The 15,254-nt window shown below is 60.0% G+C and carries 16 protein-coding genes; all 16 read left to right on the forward strand.

Annotation, left to right across the window (positions count from 1 at the left end; all coding sequences use genetic code 11):
• Positions 1-30 precede the first annotated feature (30 nt).
• The 16 genes from B0D71_RS01000 (at position 31) to B0D71_RS01080 (ending at position 15,197) form a co-directional block, all read left to right on the forward strand.
• The gene (locus tag B0D71_RS01000) at positions 31-444 is read left to right on the forward strand and encodes a cytoplasmic protein (protein ID WP_103393069.1); all 414 of its coding nucleotides are present in this window, start codon (positions 31-33) and stop codon (positions 442-444) included.
• Positions 445-483: 39 nt separating this feature from the next.
• Entirely contained in the window at positions 484-1,428 is a 945-nt protein-coding gene (locus B0D71_RS01005; RefSeq protein WP_103393070.1) for a Mu-like prophage major head subunit gpT family protein, read from the forward strand.
• Between the two features lie 35 nt (positions 1,429-1,463).
• Complete coding sequence (locus B0D71_RS01010; RefSeq protein ID WP_103393071.1) at positions 1,464-1,706, forward strand: hypothetical protein; 243 nt, start codon at positions 1,464-1,466, stop codon at positions 1,704-1,706.
• Positions 1,696-1,884 (forward strand): hypothetical protein, encoded by a 189-nt coding sequence (locus tag B0D71_RS01015; RefSeq protein WP_103393072.1) that lies wholly within the window; start codon positions 1,696-1,698, stop codon positions 1,882-1,884. Before B0D71_RS01010 ends, B0D71_RS01015 begins: the two co-directional genes overlap by 11 nt.
• Positions 1,877-2,164, forward strand: a complete 288-nt coding sequence (locus B0D71_RS01020; RefSeq protein WP_103393073.1) for a hypothetical protein — start codon at positions 1,877-1,879, stop codon at positions 2,162-2,164. Before B0D71_RS01015 ends, B0D71_RS01020 begins: the two co-directional genes overlap by 8 nt.
• A 4-nt stretch (positions 2,165-2,168) precedes the next feature.
• Positions 2,169-2,621, forward strand: coding sequence for a hypothetical protein (locus B0D71_RS01025; RefSeq protein ID WP_103393074.1), 453 nt, complete (start codon positions 2,169-2,171; stop codon positions 2,619-2,621).
• Between the two features lie 12 nt (positions 2,622-2,633).
• Complete coding sequence (locus B0D71_RS01030; protein ID WP_103393075.1) at positions 2,634-3,389, forward strand: hypothetical protein; 756 nt, start codon at positions 2,634-2,636, stop codon at positions 3,387-3,389.
• Positions 3,386-3,736 (forward strand): hypothetical protein, encoded by a 351-nt coding sequence (locus tag B0D71_RS01035; RefSeq protein WP_103393076.1) that lies wholly within the window; start codon positions 3,386-3,388, stop codon positions 3,734-3,736. Before B0D71_RS01030 ends, B0D71_RS01035 begins: the two co-directional genes overlap by 4 nt.
• Positions 3,737-4,054: 318 nt before the next feature.
• Positions 4,055-4,378, forward strand: a complete 324-nt coding sequence (locus B0D71_RS01045; RefSeq protein ID WP_103393078.1) for a hypothetical protein — start codon at positions 4,055-4,057, stop codon at positions 4,376-4,378.
• A 27-nt stretch (positions 4,379-4,405) separates the two neighbouring features.
• Entirely contained in the window at positions 4,406-7,210 is a 2,805-nt protein-coding gene (locus B0D71_RS01050; protein WP_103393079.1) for a hypothetical protein, read from the forward strand.
• A gap of 9 nt (positions 7,211-7,219) precedes the next feature.
• The gene (locus tag B0D71_RS01055; RefSeq protein ID WP_103393080.1) at positions 7,220-7,870 is read left to right on the forward strand and encodes a DUF2460 domain-containing protein; all 651 of its coding nucleotides are present in this window, start codon (positions 7,220-7,222) and stop codon (positions 7,868-7,870) included.
• Entirely contained in the window at positions 7,828-8,730 is a 903-nt protein-coding gene (locus B0D71_RS01060; RefSeq protein ID WP_133160908.1) for a DUF2163 domain-containing protein, read from the forward strand. Before B0D71_RS01055 ends, B0D71_RS01060 begins: the two co-directional genes overlap by 43 nt.
• Positions 8,727-9,185, forward strand: a complete 459-nt coding sequence (locus tag B0D71_RS01065) for an NlpC/P60 family protein (RefSeq protein WP_103393082.1) — start codon at positions 8,727-8,729, stop codon at positions 9,183-9,185. The genes B0D71_RS01060 and B0D71_RS01065 overlap by 4 nt, the downstream gene beginning before the upstream one ends.
• Positions 9,169-11,706 carry a phage tail protein gene (locus B0D71_RS01070; RefSeq protein ID WP_165798669.1) on the forward strand — a complete coding sequence of 846 codons (2,538 nt, stop codon included), beginning with the start codon at positions 9,169-9,171 and terminating at the stop codon, positions 11,704-11,706. Before B0D71_RS01065 ends, B0D71_RS01070 begins: the two co-directional genes overlap by 17 nt.
• Positions 11,707-11,718: 12 nt before the next feature.
• Entirely contained in the window at positions 11,719-14,673 is a 2,955-nt protein-coding gene (locus B0D71_RS01075) for a hypothetical protein (RefSeq protein WP_103393084.1), read from the forward strand.
• Between the two features lie 98 nt (positions 14,674-14,771).
• Positions 14,772-15,197: a cell wall hydrolase gene (locus B0D71_RS01080; RefSeq protein WP_103393085.1), complete on the forward strand. Its 426-nt coding sequence runs from the start codon at positions 14,772-14,774 to the stop codon at positions 15,195-15,197.
• The last annotated feature ends 57 nt before the right edge of the window (positions 15,198-15,254 follow it).

The following is a 15,254-nucleotide window of genomic DNA, read 5'->3' on the forward strand; positions in this document are numbered from 1 at the left end:
CCCACCACCCTTTAGGCTTTGGAGATCCTCATGCCTCTTACTCTCGACACTCCCCGCGCTTACGAGACGGGCGACATCAATGATCTGCCTGTCGCTGCCGGCGTGCAGATCTTCGAAGGCTCGGCCGTCGGCATCAATTCGGCGAATGGCCTGGCGCGTCCGCTGACCGCTGCAGACCTGTTCGTCGGCTTCGCTGACCGCGGCGTAGACAACCGCACCGGGGCTGCTGGCGCGGCGCGTGTTCGCTTGCGTGAAGCGGGCAAGGTGCAACTGCCGGTCGCGGCCCTGGCCATCACCGACATCGGCAAGGCCGTGTACGCCAGTGACAGCGGCACCTTTGTCCTCACTGCTGCGGGTAATAGCCGGATCGGCCATGTGCACCGCTTTGTCAGCGGTGGCGCGGGCATCGTCAAGTTCGCCGCGCAGGCCGTCCCGGTCGCGTAACACGCCGGCTCACCAAGTCTTTCATCAGGAGATACACCCATGGGTGCTGAAGTACTTTCCAGCCGTGCCGTCATTGGCACGTTTTACGAGCTGCTCGAACAAAACGCCGGGGCGACCTGGATCGATCTGATCTCCAACCTCTTTGACTCCGACCAGGCCAAGGAAACTTATCCGTGGATCGGCGCGGTACCGACGCTGCGTGAGTGGATCGGCGGTCGCCACGCCAAGGGCTTTGTGAGCGCTGACCTCGAAATTGAAAACCTGCACTACGAAGCGACGATCGAGGTCCTGGTCAAGGAGCTGCGCCGCGACAAAACCGGGCAGCTGCGCATTCGTCTCGGTGAGCTGGCCGATCGTACCAACTCGCACTGGGCTCGTTTGCTGTCGGCCCTGGTGCTGAACGGCGAAAGCCAGATCTGCTACGACGGCCAGTACTTCTTCGATACCGACCACGAAGAGGGCAACAGCGGCCCGCAGTCGAACAAGATCACCACGGACATCAGCGAGTTGGCGGCCACGCTGCACGGCACCCCCTCGCGCCCGAGCCCTGAAGAGTTTCAGCAGGCCGTGGCCAAGTCGGTCACCCAGCTGACCAGCCTCAAGGACGATCAGGGCGAGCCAATCAACGAACTGGCCCGCGAGTTCCTGGTGATGGTGCCTTTCGGTTTGCTGAGCGTGGCCCAGTCGGCGCTGACCGTACCGCGCGGTACCAACATCAGCGAGATCGTCATGCCGGACAACGTCAACGTGCGGGTGATTGGTAACGTCCGCTTGAATGCCTGGACCGACAAGTTCGTGACCTTCCGCACCGATGGGCGCCTGAAGTCGTTCATTCGTCAGCAGGAAACTGACGTGGTGATGAAGGCCAAGGCCGAAGGCTCGGAGTACGAGTTCGACAACGACGCGCACCAATACGGCGTCGACACCTGGCGCAACGTCGGTTTCGGGCGCTGGCAGTACGCCGTCCTGAACCAACTGGTGTAAGCCTTCGGGCTTGCACCTCATTCGAGGACATCACGATGCCGAAATACACAGTCGATCAGAACATCACCTTGTTCGGTGGCGAACTGATCCTGACGGCTGCTCAGGCCAGTGCGCGAGCGCACTGCCTGCAGGAGCTCAAGAAAGGCCGTTACGAGATCATCAGCCCGGTCCAGTTCAAGAAGGGGGAGGTGATAGTTATCCCCGGTGAGCCGGACAAGGCGCTGGCTCAGAAGGTCACCAAGGTCGAAAAGGATGCAGGGGGCGGCAATGGCGAATAAATCCTACCGGGTGCTCAGCGGTTCATTCCGTAAGCCCAACAATGAGTTGGTCGAAGTCGGTGGGACGATCGAGTTGCCGGCCGACGTTGCGGAGCGTTTCCGTAACCAGCTGAGCGAAGTTTCCCCCGCCGAGTCGACCAAAAAAGCCGGTCCGGCCAAGGCTGAAGGCGATGTTTGAGGAGGACCTTTCGGCCTTCCTCGAGGATTTCAATGTGGGTGGCCTAGTCGACGGCCAGCCCTTCCTGGCGGTGCGGGACATGCCGGATGAGATCCGCGCCATGGCCGGTATCAACAGTCAGTCGACCTACTACGAAATCCTGATCATCACCGCCGAGGCTGAGCGCCTGGGCATTGTCAACGGCAAGTTAATCAGTGTGGGTGGCGTGTCTTACAGGGTGCGCGACCGGCTGATGATCGATGACGGGGCATTCAGTCTCGCTTCACTCACCAAGGTCTAACCCTATGCCTTCCATTCAAGAGCGCATCGTCGACCGGGCGAAGGTGCTGATTCTTGGCGCCGGTACGTTGGCCAGCGACCGAGTGTTTCGCAGTCGTACGGAAGCGATCACCCGGGACATGTCGCCGGCCATTGTGATTCGTCCGAACCTGGAAACCACCGAACGCGAAAGCCAGTCGGTAGACCGCAACCAGTTTGAGCTGTCGGTGGAAATCCTCGCTCGCGAGGACACCACCACGGGCGATGCCTGGGACCAGGTCGCGGATCTGGTCAAGGTTGCTGTGCACGCGGTCCTGATGGAGGAGGACGCCTTTCCCGAGGCTGACCGCATTCAACGTTTCTACATCGATTGGATCGAGGACGACGGCGACAACACCGCGGGCAACTGCATGGTGCGCTACCGCTTCACCTATCTGTGCAACACCGGCGACTTGTTGTCGGGACCCACTATTTATTGAGGAATACCTCTCATGCAAATTGCATTCGGTAGCGGGCTGTTTTATGCCACCCCGCTGATGGACGCCTATGGCAATGCGTTGGCAGCACCAACCCCTATCCTGCTGGGCATCATGCAAGAAGCGTCGATTGACCTGTCCTTCGATTCGAAAGAGTTGTTCGGCGGCGAACAGTTCGCGGTCGATGCGGCGCGTGGTCAGGGCAAGCTGTCCGGCAAGGCCAAGGCGGCGCAGATCAGCCTTTCGCAATGGAATGCCCTGGTGTTTGGCCAGCAGTTGCAGCCCGGTCAAGTGTTGGTGCATCACGCAACCACACCGACGCCGATTCCCGTAGGGGGCAAAATCATTGTCGATCCACCAGCGGATGGTTTGTTGGCCGGTGACTTAGGTGTACGCGGTGGTGGGGCGGTGGCTTTTCAACGCGTCCTGACTGCGCCAGTCTCAGGCCAGTACACCTACAACGCCACGACCGGTGAGTACGGCTTTGCGGTGGCGGACGCCAATACCCCGGTGTTTATCGACTATCGCTACTCGGTGGCCACCGGCAAAAGTCTGTCCGTGCGTAACCTGCCGATGGGCGATATGCCAGTGTTTCAGGGCGAGCTGTACCTGAAGTACAAGGGCAAATCGATTTATGTCCGGGTTCCGAACTTCGTCAGCAACAAGCTGGGGATTGCGACCAAGCAGGATGACTACACCATCCCCGACTTCGAATTCACCGGTTACGCCGATGAGTTCGGTGAAGTCGTTTACTGGAGTGCCAGCGAATGACGCCCGTCAACGTACCTGGTGTTGAGTTCCCGTTTCCGGGCAAAACACTGGTGATACCGCCCATGGCGCTGGGGGATCTGGAACAGTTGCTCGATCGCATCAATAACGTCATGTCCGGTCGAATGGACAAGGACAGCATCGCCACCGTCATTGACGCCACGCATGCCGCCTTACGCCGCAACTACCCGGACATGGATCGTTCTGAAGTGGCGAGCCTTCTGGACCTGAAGAATATGCGTGCCGCCTTGGACGCGGTCATGAGCGCCTCAGGGATGGAGGCGCAACCCGTGAACGAGTCGGGGGAAGCTCTGGCCCCCTCGACTGGGGCCAGCTCTACGCACACCTGATCGCCTGCACAGGCCAGAGTCCGGTCACGCTTCGGCGTGATTGGGACATGGTCATGGTGGGCCACATGACGGACTACTGGAATCACCATCCGCCCGTTCATGTGCTGGTGGCAGGGTACCTGGGGTACAAGCCGACTCAGTCGGTCACCGGTGCCCCAGACTTGGCTACCAACATGGCGGCACTCGCCGCGGATATGCGTAGCGAACTGCCAGAGCACTTGCGCGGTGCTTTGGATGCGTTTTGTCCATTGAGTTAGAAACTGGACCCTGATAGCAGCTATCGGTAGCCTTCTCCGACGTTTAACAGGGAGGCTACCCATGCGTAATGGAGTTTTGTTTTTGTTGTTGCTAGCAGCTGGAGCGGCCCAGGCCGAGACCGCGGAAGTGTATTTGCTTAAGGAGAAAGCGCGCGAGTTGGTGCGTGCACGCTTGAAGGATCCTGATGCTGCGAAGTTTCAGAAACTTGAACCGCATAAACTGGAAAACGGCGCCACGATTATCTGCGGTGAAGTGAATTCTAAAAATGGTTATGGCGGTTACGCAGGGTTTGAAAAATTCTTCAGCACCGGGAGCAGTGTTCGTTTTAAAGCCGATTCGCCATCAACCTTTGAAGGTGTTTATCAGGCAGTTTGCAGTAAGTGATTTAAAGCTGGTCCAACAAACTCCGCCATGGCGGAGTTTTTTATTGTCTGCATTTTGGGTGCCGGTATGGATAGGAACATCGCGTACCAGTTTACTGCTGGTACTCAGGGTTTTGATCGTGCGGTAGAAAGCATCGAGCGCAACATGCGTGATGCGCGAGGTACCTTCAATCGCGAGTTGAGGGCAATCAACACCGATATGGTGGGCAGCCAGACCCAAATCAGTCGGTTGGGTTCGGCGGCCAATGATGCCTTTGGTTTTGTCGGAGCCAAAATCAAAGATGACATGTTGGCTTTGGGCGCTTCAATGGCTGCGGTATTTTCGGCGGTTGCGATCAAGGATTTTGTCAGTGACAGCAAGGCGGCGCTGCTCGAACAGCAGTCGGCCTATCGCGGCCTGGAGGCTGTGGCCAACCATTCTGGTGTTGGTATTGGTCGCGCAATGGAGGAAGCCCAGAAGCTTTCGGCTGACGGATTGATCAGCGTAAGTGATGCGGCAAAGTCGCTGCAGAACCTGCTGAGTCGTGGTTACAACATTGATCAGGCGGTGGCAGTGATCAGCCGTCTGAAAGATGCAGCTGCATTTAACCGGCAGGCGAACCTCAGCATGTCTGAGGCCGTAGTCGGTGCTACCGAAGGCCTCAAGAATGAAAACTCTGCCTTGGTGGACAATGCCGGTGTCACGAAAAACGTTGCAAAAATGTGGGAGGAATACGCGAAAACCATTGGTACCACCCGCGACAAATTAACGGATGCTCAAAAACGATTTGGCGAAATAAACGGAATCCTCCAAGAGACCGAAGCCCAGGTGGGTAATGCCGACAAGGCATCCAAAGGGTTGACGGGCAGTCAGGCCGAACTGGACACCAAGAGTAACGAGCTCAAAGTCACCCTCGGTACCATTCTTGAGCCGGCGTTTATCAGCCTGAACAAAACCTTGGCCGAGACAGCGAGTTGGTTCACCGGTGTGTTGAAGGGGTTGACGGGCGCGGGCGTGACGGTTGATGAGGTGGCCGGGAACGTCAAGCGTCTTGAGGCCATGCTGGACAACCTGGGTAACAAAGGTGCGCGCGGTGGCGGCGGTAAAGCGCAGTTGGAGGGCTCCTTGCAAGAAGAGCGGTTGCTCTTGGAAGCCATGCAGTTGACCTCCAATAAGATCGATCAGGTCGATGCCGGCATGAAGACGCGTTTGGCTCGAATCGAAGAGCAGCGACGTAAAGTCGCCGAGATGGCAGCCACGGGCGATACACGTCTTTCTACCCAGCAGCAGGCGCAGCAACGCCCGACGGCCTACGGCCTGGAGGTAATGCGTCTAACAAAACTTGAAACAGCTTATTCGGCTGCCATTGAGCACCGTAAAGAGCTGGAGAAGGGGAGCACTCCACCACCTCCGGCCAAGCCGGACACGCCGACAGCTGGGGGCGCTTCGAAGTCGCGGGTCAGTCAGTGGGCGGAAGTTCTGGACGCGCAGAAGGTTGCGCACACCCAGCAGCAGGCTGAGCAGGGGACGTTCCAGCAGTTCTCCCTGCAGAAAGAAGTCGACTATTGGCAGGCAGTTCTGCAGCGCACCGATCTCAGTGCTGCCGAGCGGTTGAGCGTGCAGCGCAATTATTTGGGCGCCCTGACCAATTTGCGTAAGCAGGACGAAGGTTCAGCGTTTGCGGACCTGCAGGCGCAGGCTCAGATGTACCGCAACAACATGGACGCCCGATTGCAGATCGCCCAGCAAGTGCTGGATCGCAGTCGCCAGTTGTACGGGCAGGACAGTGAGGAGTATCGCCAGGCGGCCTCTGAAGTGGTTGCGATTGAGCGCGAGAAGCAGCAGCAAATTACCAATATGAAGCAGCAACAGCTTGCGGCTGATCAACAGGCGCGGCTTGCGGACATCTCACACGCTGAGCAGATGGCCCAACTGGATCTGCAAGCCAACCTGATCACTCAGGGGCAACTGCTGCAATCGCAGGCCGAGTTCGAGCAACAGCGATACGCAATCGAAGCGGCTGCCCTGGAGCAGCGCAAGAAATTGCTTGAGCAAGATCCTGATCGCAATCCGGTGGCCCTGCAGCAGGTGCAACAACAGATCCTTGCACTCGAGCAAACACATCGCAACAGCATGGCGGTCATCGGCCGTCAGCAAACGATGGAGTCTCAGAGTAACTGGACCGGGATGGTCGGCAGTGTTCGCTCAAGTTGGACTGGCGGCCTGAATGGCATTTTGACCGGCACTATGTCCACCCAAGGTTTGCTCAACGGGATATTTGGCAGCATCGGTAGCGCGTTCATCGAGAACATGGTCACCGCCCCTGTGATGGCCTGGATGTTCGGGGAGACCGCCAAGACTGGAGCGACCGTGGCCGGCGTCGGGGTGCGTACTGCGGCGGAGTCGGGTGGTGCGGCGATGTCCGTGGCGATCTGGGGCGCGGCCACGATGAAGAACATTATCGCCAGCGCCTGGCAGGCCATGGCCGGCGCTTTCGCGGCCATGTCGGCAATTCCCATCATCGGTCCCGTGCTGGGTGTCGCTGCCGCTGCGGCGGCCGGCGCCTTCGTGTTTGGCATGGTGAAAAACGTGGCGTCGGCCGAAGGCGGCTACGACATTCCGGCGGGTACCAATCCGATGACCCAACTTCACGAACAGGAAATGGTGCTGCCTAAGCAGTACGCCAACGTCATCCGCCAGGCGGCGAATGGCGACGGGCAGCTGGGTGGCGGTGGCACCTACCACTACAACGATTACAGCGGCCGGATGACGCCGGCAGACATCCGGCGCAATGCCCGGGTGTTTGCCGAAGAAATGCAAAAAATGCGGCGCAACGGTGCCATCAAGGCATAGGGGGAAATCATGCCATTAGGTCCGTTCTGGCCACCACGCTGGATCGCCAGTTATCCAGACGTGGGTGAGGTGATCGACGGTGTGTTGCCGCGCATGCCGGGGCAAACACTGCTGTCGAAAAAGGCACCGGAGTGGAGCACGGGGGTGCAAAAGGCGGCCAGCGGCCGACGTCGCACCACCGCGTACTACTCGGCGCCTTTGTGGTCGTTCCAGATCAGCTACAACGCGGTGCGCAAACGGCCGGGTCTGGATGAGTGGACGCGGCTGATGGACTTCTTCAACAGCCGTAAAGGCCAGTTCGGCGAGTTCCTGTATTTCGATCGCTCCGATCACCTGGTGAAACTTCAGCGATTCGGTACCGGCGACGGAACCACCGTCACCTTTCAGCTTTCCCGTGCCATCGGCAGTTGGGTCGAGCCGGTGTATGGCGTCGTCAACATTGACGCGCTGACGGTCGGTGGAGCACCTGTTTCGAGCTACAACGTGGACGAGCTGGGGCGCATCACTTTTGCTGTGCCACCTCCCAACGGGGCGTCACTGGTGTGGAGCGGCGCGTTCTATTTCCGCTGTGCTTTCGATGCCGACTCGTTGGATGGCACCCAGCCGTTCCGGACGATTTGGGAAATGAAGAACATCGCCTTTACGAGTATCAAACCATGATCGATGCCAGCCCAGAGTTGAAACAGTTCCTGGCCACGGCGCGCAGCTTCGTGATGGCCGACCTGTACACGATTGCCTTGGCCAGCGGCCAAGTGCTGCGCTACACCGATGCCGGCCTGCAGATTTACCACGCCGGACAGAACTACTCGGCCAGCGGCCCGCTGATCAAGCGCACCGGGGTGCGTGCGGTGCGCGGCATCGAGGTGGATACCCTGAACGTCACCTTCACCGCCGGCCTGAACGACACGGTGTTGGGGGAGTCGGTGCTGCCCTTCATTGCCGGCGGCGGCTTCGATGGCGCGACATTAAATCTGGCCCGGGCCTTCATGGCGGACTGGGGCCAGCCGGTGATTGGAACGGTGACGCGCTTCATCGGCCGGGTGGCCGAGGTCGATCCCGTCGATCGTGAGCAGGCTACCGTGACGGTCAAGTCGCCGATGGAGTTGCTGGATACCAAAGTCCCTCGGGGTGTGTATCAGCCGTCGTGTTTGCGCACGGTATACAGCGCCGATTGCGGGGTGAATCGGGCGCTGTTCCAGACGGCCGGCACCGTCCAGGCCGGCAGCAATACCGCCCTGCGGATCAACTCCAACGTGATGGCGGAGCAGGGCTGGTTCGACCAGGGGGTGATTCGCTTCGTCAACGGGGCGAACGCCGGTGTGGCCCGCACGGTGCGCCGGCAGACCGGTGACGGCGCGGTCACGATGATCCTCGGCGTGCCCGCGGTGCCCGTCCCGGGCGACCAGTTCCTGATTTATCCGGGCTGCCCGCGCACGCTGGATGCCTGCACCAACAAGTTCGGTAACCGCGCGCGTTATCGCGGCATGCCCTTCATCCCGGTCGCGGAGACGTCCATATGAATGCGCTTGAAGCTCAACAGCGGGCGGCCGTGGTGGCCGAGGCCGAACGCTGGCTGCGCACACCGTACCAGCACCGTCAGCACTTGCTGGGTGTTGGTGTCGACTGTGCCTGGCTGCTGATCGAGGTCTACAACGCGGTCGGACTGATGCCCTTGATTGACCCCGGACCCTATGCCCAGGACTGGCACCTGCATCGCAGCGAGGAACGCTACCTGGACTGGCTCGACCGGTACGGCCACCCGGTGGAGACACCGCAACACGGCGACATGGCGGTGTGGCGTTTCGGCCGCACCTACAGCCACGGCGCGGTGGTAATCGATGAACACCGGGTCATCCATGCTTACCGCGATATCGGCGTGGAATACGCAGACATGCGCGAGGAACGGCTGGCCAGCCAGCTGGTGCGTTATTACACACTCAACCTATATGGAGTCAGCGATGGGGGGCAGCAGTAGCACCATTTCCACCAGCGCCACGCGCATCAATGCGCTGCAAGTGCAGAGCAGTGCCAGCGGCAAGCCGATCGCCTGGATTGCCGGCCGAAATCGCATCAGCCCCAACCTGATTTACTACACCGACTTCGAAGCCGTGGCGAAGACCACGAAGAAGAAATCGGGCGGCAAGGGCGGCGGCGGGGCGACCCAAAAAGACACCACCTACACCTACTACGCGGCGCTGATCCTCGCGATTGGTCGTGGGACGTTGGGTGCGGTTCACCGCATTTTCCGTGACAAGGAAGTGTTTACCGAAACGGTCATCAACGGGGTGACTCAGTCGGCCTTGGCTCAGGCGGGGTTCAGCTTTGCCCGGGGTGACCGGGACCAACCGGTGTGGGGCTTTCTTCAAACCAAGCATCCCGCCGAGGCCATCGCCTACGCGGACACCGCCTATGTGTATGCCGGTCGGTACCTGCTCAACGATAGCGCCGGGGTGCAGAACCACACGTTCGAGGTGGACGGTCCCTACCAAGTGCCGGGGTTGCCGGACGCCAATCCCGGGGAATTCTTGCCAGGGTTACTGCTCGATCCTTTGGACGGCATTGGATTCAACCCATGGTGGGTGGCCGACCTGAGCAATTATCGCAATTACTGTTTGGCTGAAAACCTGTTGTTGAGCCCGGTGCTCGATGAGCAGTCACCGGCCAGTGAAGCGATCGCTCGCTGGCTGCAACTGACCAACAGCGAGTTGGTCTGGTCGGCCGGTCAGCTCAAGGTCATTCCCTATGGCGATCAGGTCGTGACCGGCAACGGCGTGACCTGGTACCCGGATGTCACGCCAGTGGCAGATCTGACCGATGATGATTTTCTGGCCGAGGAGGGCGAGCCTCCGGTCTCACTCAAGATCAAGAGCCAGGCGGACAGCTACAACGAAGTCTCGCTGGAGATCCTCGATCGCGCTCACGAGTACAACACCGATGTGGTGCGCGGCACCGATCAGGCGGCCATCGAGCAGTTCGGCTCGCGACCGATGGAGACGATCAAGGCCTATGAGATCTGCGATGTGGCGATCGGCGCGCATGCTGCGCAGTTGCTGGTGCAGCGCAAGCTGTACGTGCGCAATGAATACCAGTTTTCCCTGGGCTGGCAGCATGTGCTGCTGGAGCCGATGGATCTGGTCACCATCACCGAACCAGGCTTAAACCTGCAGCAGCGCTTGGTCCGTTTGATCTCGGTCGAGGAGGACGAAGAGGGCAAGTTGGCGGTGGTCGCCGAGGATGCGTTGTTGGGTGTCGGCAGCGCGCCCAATTACCCGGTGCAAAGCAAAAGTGGTTTTCAAAGCAATCAGAATGCCGCACCCGGTCCGGTGCTGGCACCGATCATGTTCAACCCACCCGAAAGCCTGTTGCTCGCCGGTGAGTTGCAAGTGTGGGGCGCCGTGGCCGGTGCGAGCCCCAACTGGGGTGGCTGTGAGATCTGGATCAGTGCCGACGGTGACAGCTATCGGATGGTTGAAACCATCTATGGTCGGGCACGTATGGGGCAGCTTTCAGCCGCCCTGGCGGACGGCAACGATCCGGACACGGTCAATACCCTGTCCGTGCAACTGGCGGCTCCGGACGAACTGGCGGCCGCGACTACCGCCGAGGCGGATAGCGGCGCCACCCTGTGCTGGGTGGACGGAGAACTGCTCAGTTATCGCGATGCCACGCTGACCGGCGTGGGGGCTTATCAGTTGGGCTACCTGCGACGCGGGCGGCTGAGCTCGGCGGTGGCCAGTCATCCCAGCGGAGCACCGTTTGTACGCCTGGACGACGCGGTCTGGAAATACAGCTATGCCCGGGATCAGATCGGTAGAACGGTGTGGGTCAAGTTCCGCTCGTTCAACGTGTACGGTCGGGCGTTGGAGGATCTGGCGGACGTCACGGCGTACAGCGTCACCTTGTCGCCCGCGCGGGTGGTCCCTGCGCCGGCGCAGAACCTGGCATTAGTTGGCTCATTCGAAACGCCGTATTTCACCGTCAGCTGGACGGCGGGGGCTCGTGCGGAGGATCGGTTGGTGCGGATCCACAACGCGGGCAGCAATGCGTTGCTGCGTCAGGTGACGACCACCAGCACGGCCTTCACCTACCAACGCGACGATGCGCTGGTCGATGGTGCGCTGATTCGCAGCTACCGCGTCGAGATCATCGAGCGCAACGCCGCTGGCGGCGCTCCGTCGGCCTCGCTGTTGGTCTCCAACAGCGCACCGGCCGCCGTGAACGGGACAGCGGCCACCGTGAGCGGTACCACGGCTGATGTGAGTTGCGATGCTAGCGACGCTGCAGACGCTGCCGGCTACCTGTTTGTGTACTCAACGGTCGCCGATTTTGATCCGGCCATCGCCGGGACCGTTGGCTACCAAGGCATGTCCCGAATGGCGCAGATCACTGGCTTGACCGCCGGCACTACCTACTACCTTTGCGCCGCGGCTTACGACACCTGGAGCAGCACCCGCAGTCAGCTCAACTTTGCCCCGGCAATTACCTTCAACACCTGACAGAGACTCGATATGCAACCTATTCAATTCTTCGCCGCCAGGGCTGAGGACGGCGCTCTGCTGCCTGGTGCAACGATAAACGTATACATCAGCGGCACCTCGACTCTGGCGAATTTGTACAGTGACGAGAACACGTATGTGCCGCTGGCGAATCCTGCGTATGCCGATGCCAATGCGGGAGTGTTCTTCTATACGAGAGAGCGAAAGATTGACGTTGCGATCAGCCGCGGTGGTTATGTGGCGCCGTTGTTGCGAGGGATCGTCACCACCGACCCCGGCGACGTTTTGAACGCGGCGGTCTCCGCTGCCGACCGTGCGGAGGCCGCCAGGGATGCGGCCCAGCTGTCGTCGGGGATCTACCCCAATACCTCAGCGGGCATCAGTAACACCGCATCCGGTCACTATTTCAGCGTGCCCAGCCCTGAGTGGAGTCAATCGCTGATCCTGTATTTGAACAACGGCGGCGTGCCACTTGAAATTAAGCGTTATCCCAGTAGCGCCATTCTGGACATTGCCCGGCGGAGTAACTACCAGTTGTCCGGGCGCACGACGAAGGTCGAAAAGGGTGCCTTGAGTCTGGATTTCACGGTGAGCTGGGGCCGGCTCTACCTCTTCACCGGCACCGGCAAGGCCCGAGCCAACGTTCAGGCTGTGACTGACCTGGTGGTGCCGGACGGTAAATGTGCTTATGTGGATCTGGCCGAGCCCTTGGTCGGCGGCGAGTACCTGGTGCACGTGTCATCGCTCCCGCTGACGGCGATTGCTAACCCGCCGGGGTCCTACATCGAAGACAGCAAAATTATTCTGTTCACCTGCCTGAACGGCATCGTCGGTGGGGCGCTGTATCCCCAGTACCACTCCGTGGGCGATGGGGTGGTGTCGCGTGCGGCCTTGACCGGCGCGTTGCAGAACACCCTGGACCGGGCCGGCTGGCACGTGGTGGGCCGGGCCACCAAGCTGCAGCGCAACGTGGGTACGCCAAGCACCTATGCAATCAGTTTTTCGGAACTGACGGTCACCGGTGGTTTGACCTTTTCGTCGAAAAAGGTAGCCCCAGTCAGTGGCCAGAATGTGCCGTTCGGTGAAGCGATCTATGTGGATCTGGACAGTGCTCCCAATGAGAGCGGTCAGCTGGTTCCGCAAGTCACGACCGGTGGTTTTACGGCCGGGATGTTGGCCTCTGGTGCGTTCGTCACGGACCGGAAGGTGTATCTGTTGATCAACGGCACCTCCGGGCTTGGTGGCCCTCTGGCCCGGCAGGAAGCCTCCGTTGATTCCATTGATCAAACGTTGAAGAACCGCACGGTGCGTGCGGCCTATCAGGTGATTGGCGACATTAGCCGGTTCCTTCTCAGCGGAACGGCGTGCGTCATGTCGTTTGGCGATCTTCGTGTTGCGCGGGGTGTGGGCAACACTACGCTGGTGATCGCGGGTCTTACAGATGTGTCGGTCACCCTAGGACAGGCGCTTTACGTCGATCTGGGCGCCGAGCTGGTCGGCGGGAAGTTGGTGGCCGAGGTCACCACCGCCGGCTATTCGAGTGTTGGCGGTAGCATCGCCTCGGGCGCATTCGTCGATGACAACAAGCTCTACCTGTTTATCAATGATGGGGCCGGGTATGGCGGTGCGCTGGCCAATCGAAGGCCGCTGAACACGTATCTGGGCGAAGTCTGGCTGAAACAGGCGCCGATCAATATCACCTTTGACCCGACTACCCGAACGCTGGCCTGGGACAACTATTTGATTCTGCCCACTAACAGTGGGCAGGGGCGCATCAAGATCGCCCCAGGCTCGTTTTCTTTCACCAGCACCGGGTTCAATGTCGCCTACCTTGACCTATCGGCCACGGTAACGACCGGCGACACCCCGGCTACGGCAGTGAAGGGAGGGGTGTATTACGAGTCTCCTAGCCCTGACCGGTTTCGAGGCCTGCCCAATCAACTGCCGATGTTCTACTGGAACGGCGCTAACGACTTCGGGTCGCTCTGTGGTTTTCCGCGTGCATCCGAGCCAGGCGCGACGGTGGTATCGACGCTGGCGCCGGATGATGTCGTGGTCAAGGTCGGGGCGACTCTGGTCAGCACTTTTATCAAAGGCAGCAAAGCCACCTCGAAAAAGTACTTGGAGTTCACCCTGGGCTATGAGTACAAGCCGTTTGACCCTACCGGGGCGGATGCCTATGGCAATGCGGATTTGTGGCGGTTGAAGCACGCCTACGAGGCCGACTTGGACCCGGTGGCGATCTCGTTCGTCCGCTCGCGTTCGGGCAAGGCGCTGCTCAATGGCGGCGAGATTACTTGCGCGATCAAGGAGCAGGGTGCGCCGGACTACATCGGTGGCTTTCACGGCGATGAGGTCAAGAGCACGGCGATATTGCTGCTCGATGGCGTCGAAATCCCGATGGGCACGGTAGCGACCTACGTCGGCAAGAAGTTGCAGTATGTCCAGCGCTCGACGCTGTTCAAGTGCAACACCCAAACGGCGGTGGCCACGCGGTCGCAGAGCTTGGTGCTCAGTCATGAAAGTGGCCACGCGAAGATCGACATGTCACAAAAGGTCGTGTGGTCGCAATCGCTGGTGCTGGAGGCCGCAATGCTCACCATGCTGCCAATCAAGCGCCTGCTGGATGACTCGACGGGCGAGGTGATTACCAATACCGCGCTGCGCTCGCCCTATGTTGGCAAAGAGGATGTATCTGTCGCGGGCTTTCCCCAGGTAGCCACTTTGGGGTGGTTGCCTGATTCCCAGATTTGGGGGCCTACCGGGATCTCTGCGAGCATTCAGATCTTGAAGCATCCGGGGTATGCCGATTGCGGTTTCTATGTGGCCAACGCGCCGTTCTACAACAAGGACTATTACAGCGTTGCCGGCAGCGCGGTCAGCACCATGGGCGGGGTAACGCACACCACTCTGCCCGGAGAAACCTGGAACGTGGACAGCGTCATCAAGATGACTACCAATCTCTGATCTAGCGCCAGACAGGGACGGAAGTCCGTTGTGCAGTGCCGTTTCGTAGAAGAGCCATGCCCGCCGAATGCGGGCTTTTTTTCGCCTGGAGAAAAGTGATGACTGCAACAGAAAGAGACCGCGACATCCTTGCACGCACGCTGTGGGGTGAAGCCCGTGGCGAATCCCTGGCCGGCCAGATCGCCGTGGCCTGGACCATTCGCAACCGCGTGAACGATGGCAAGGCCAAATCGTGGTGGGGGGAGGGCTATGCCGGTGTGTGCCAGAAGCCGTACCAGTTCAGCTGCTGGAACAGGAACGACCCGAATTTCGCTTACCTGAGTGGCGCCAAGCCAATTCCTTTCCGCGAGTTTGCCCAGGCGCAGATCGCGGCCGACCAGGTGATGGCGGGCAAGGTGTCAGATCCGACCGGTGGGGCGACCCATTACTACGCGACCACCATGCCCAAACCACCTACGTGGATCAAGGACGCCAAGCAGACGCTGACGCTCGGGCGCCACATTTTCTTCAAGGATGTGCCGTGAGCCCCGTGGCACTGATGTTTGCGTAATACCAGGTCACGCTGAAGACGCTGGCCTGAA

The sequence above is a fragment of the Pseudomonas laurylsulfativorans genome, assembly GCF_002906155.1.
In the GTDB taxonomy this organism is placed as follows: domain Bacteria; phylum Pseudomonadota; class Gammaproteobacteria; order Pseudomonadales; family Pseudomonadaceae; genus Aquipseudomonas; species Aquipseudomonas laurylsulfativorans.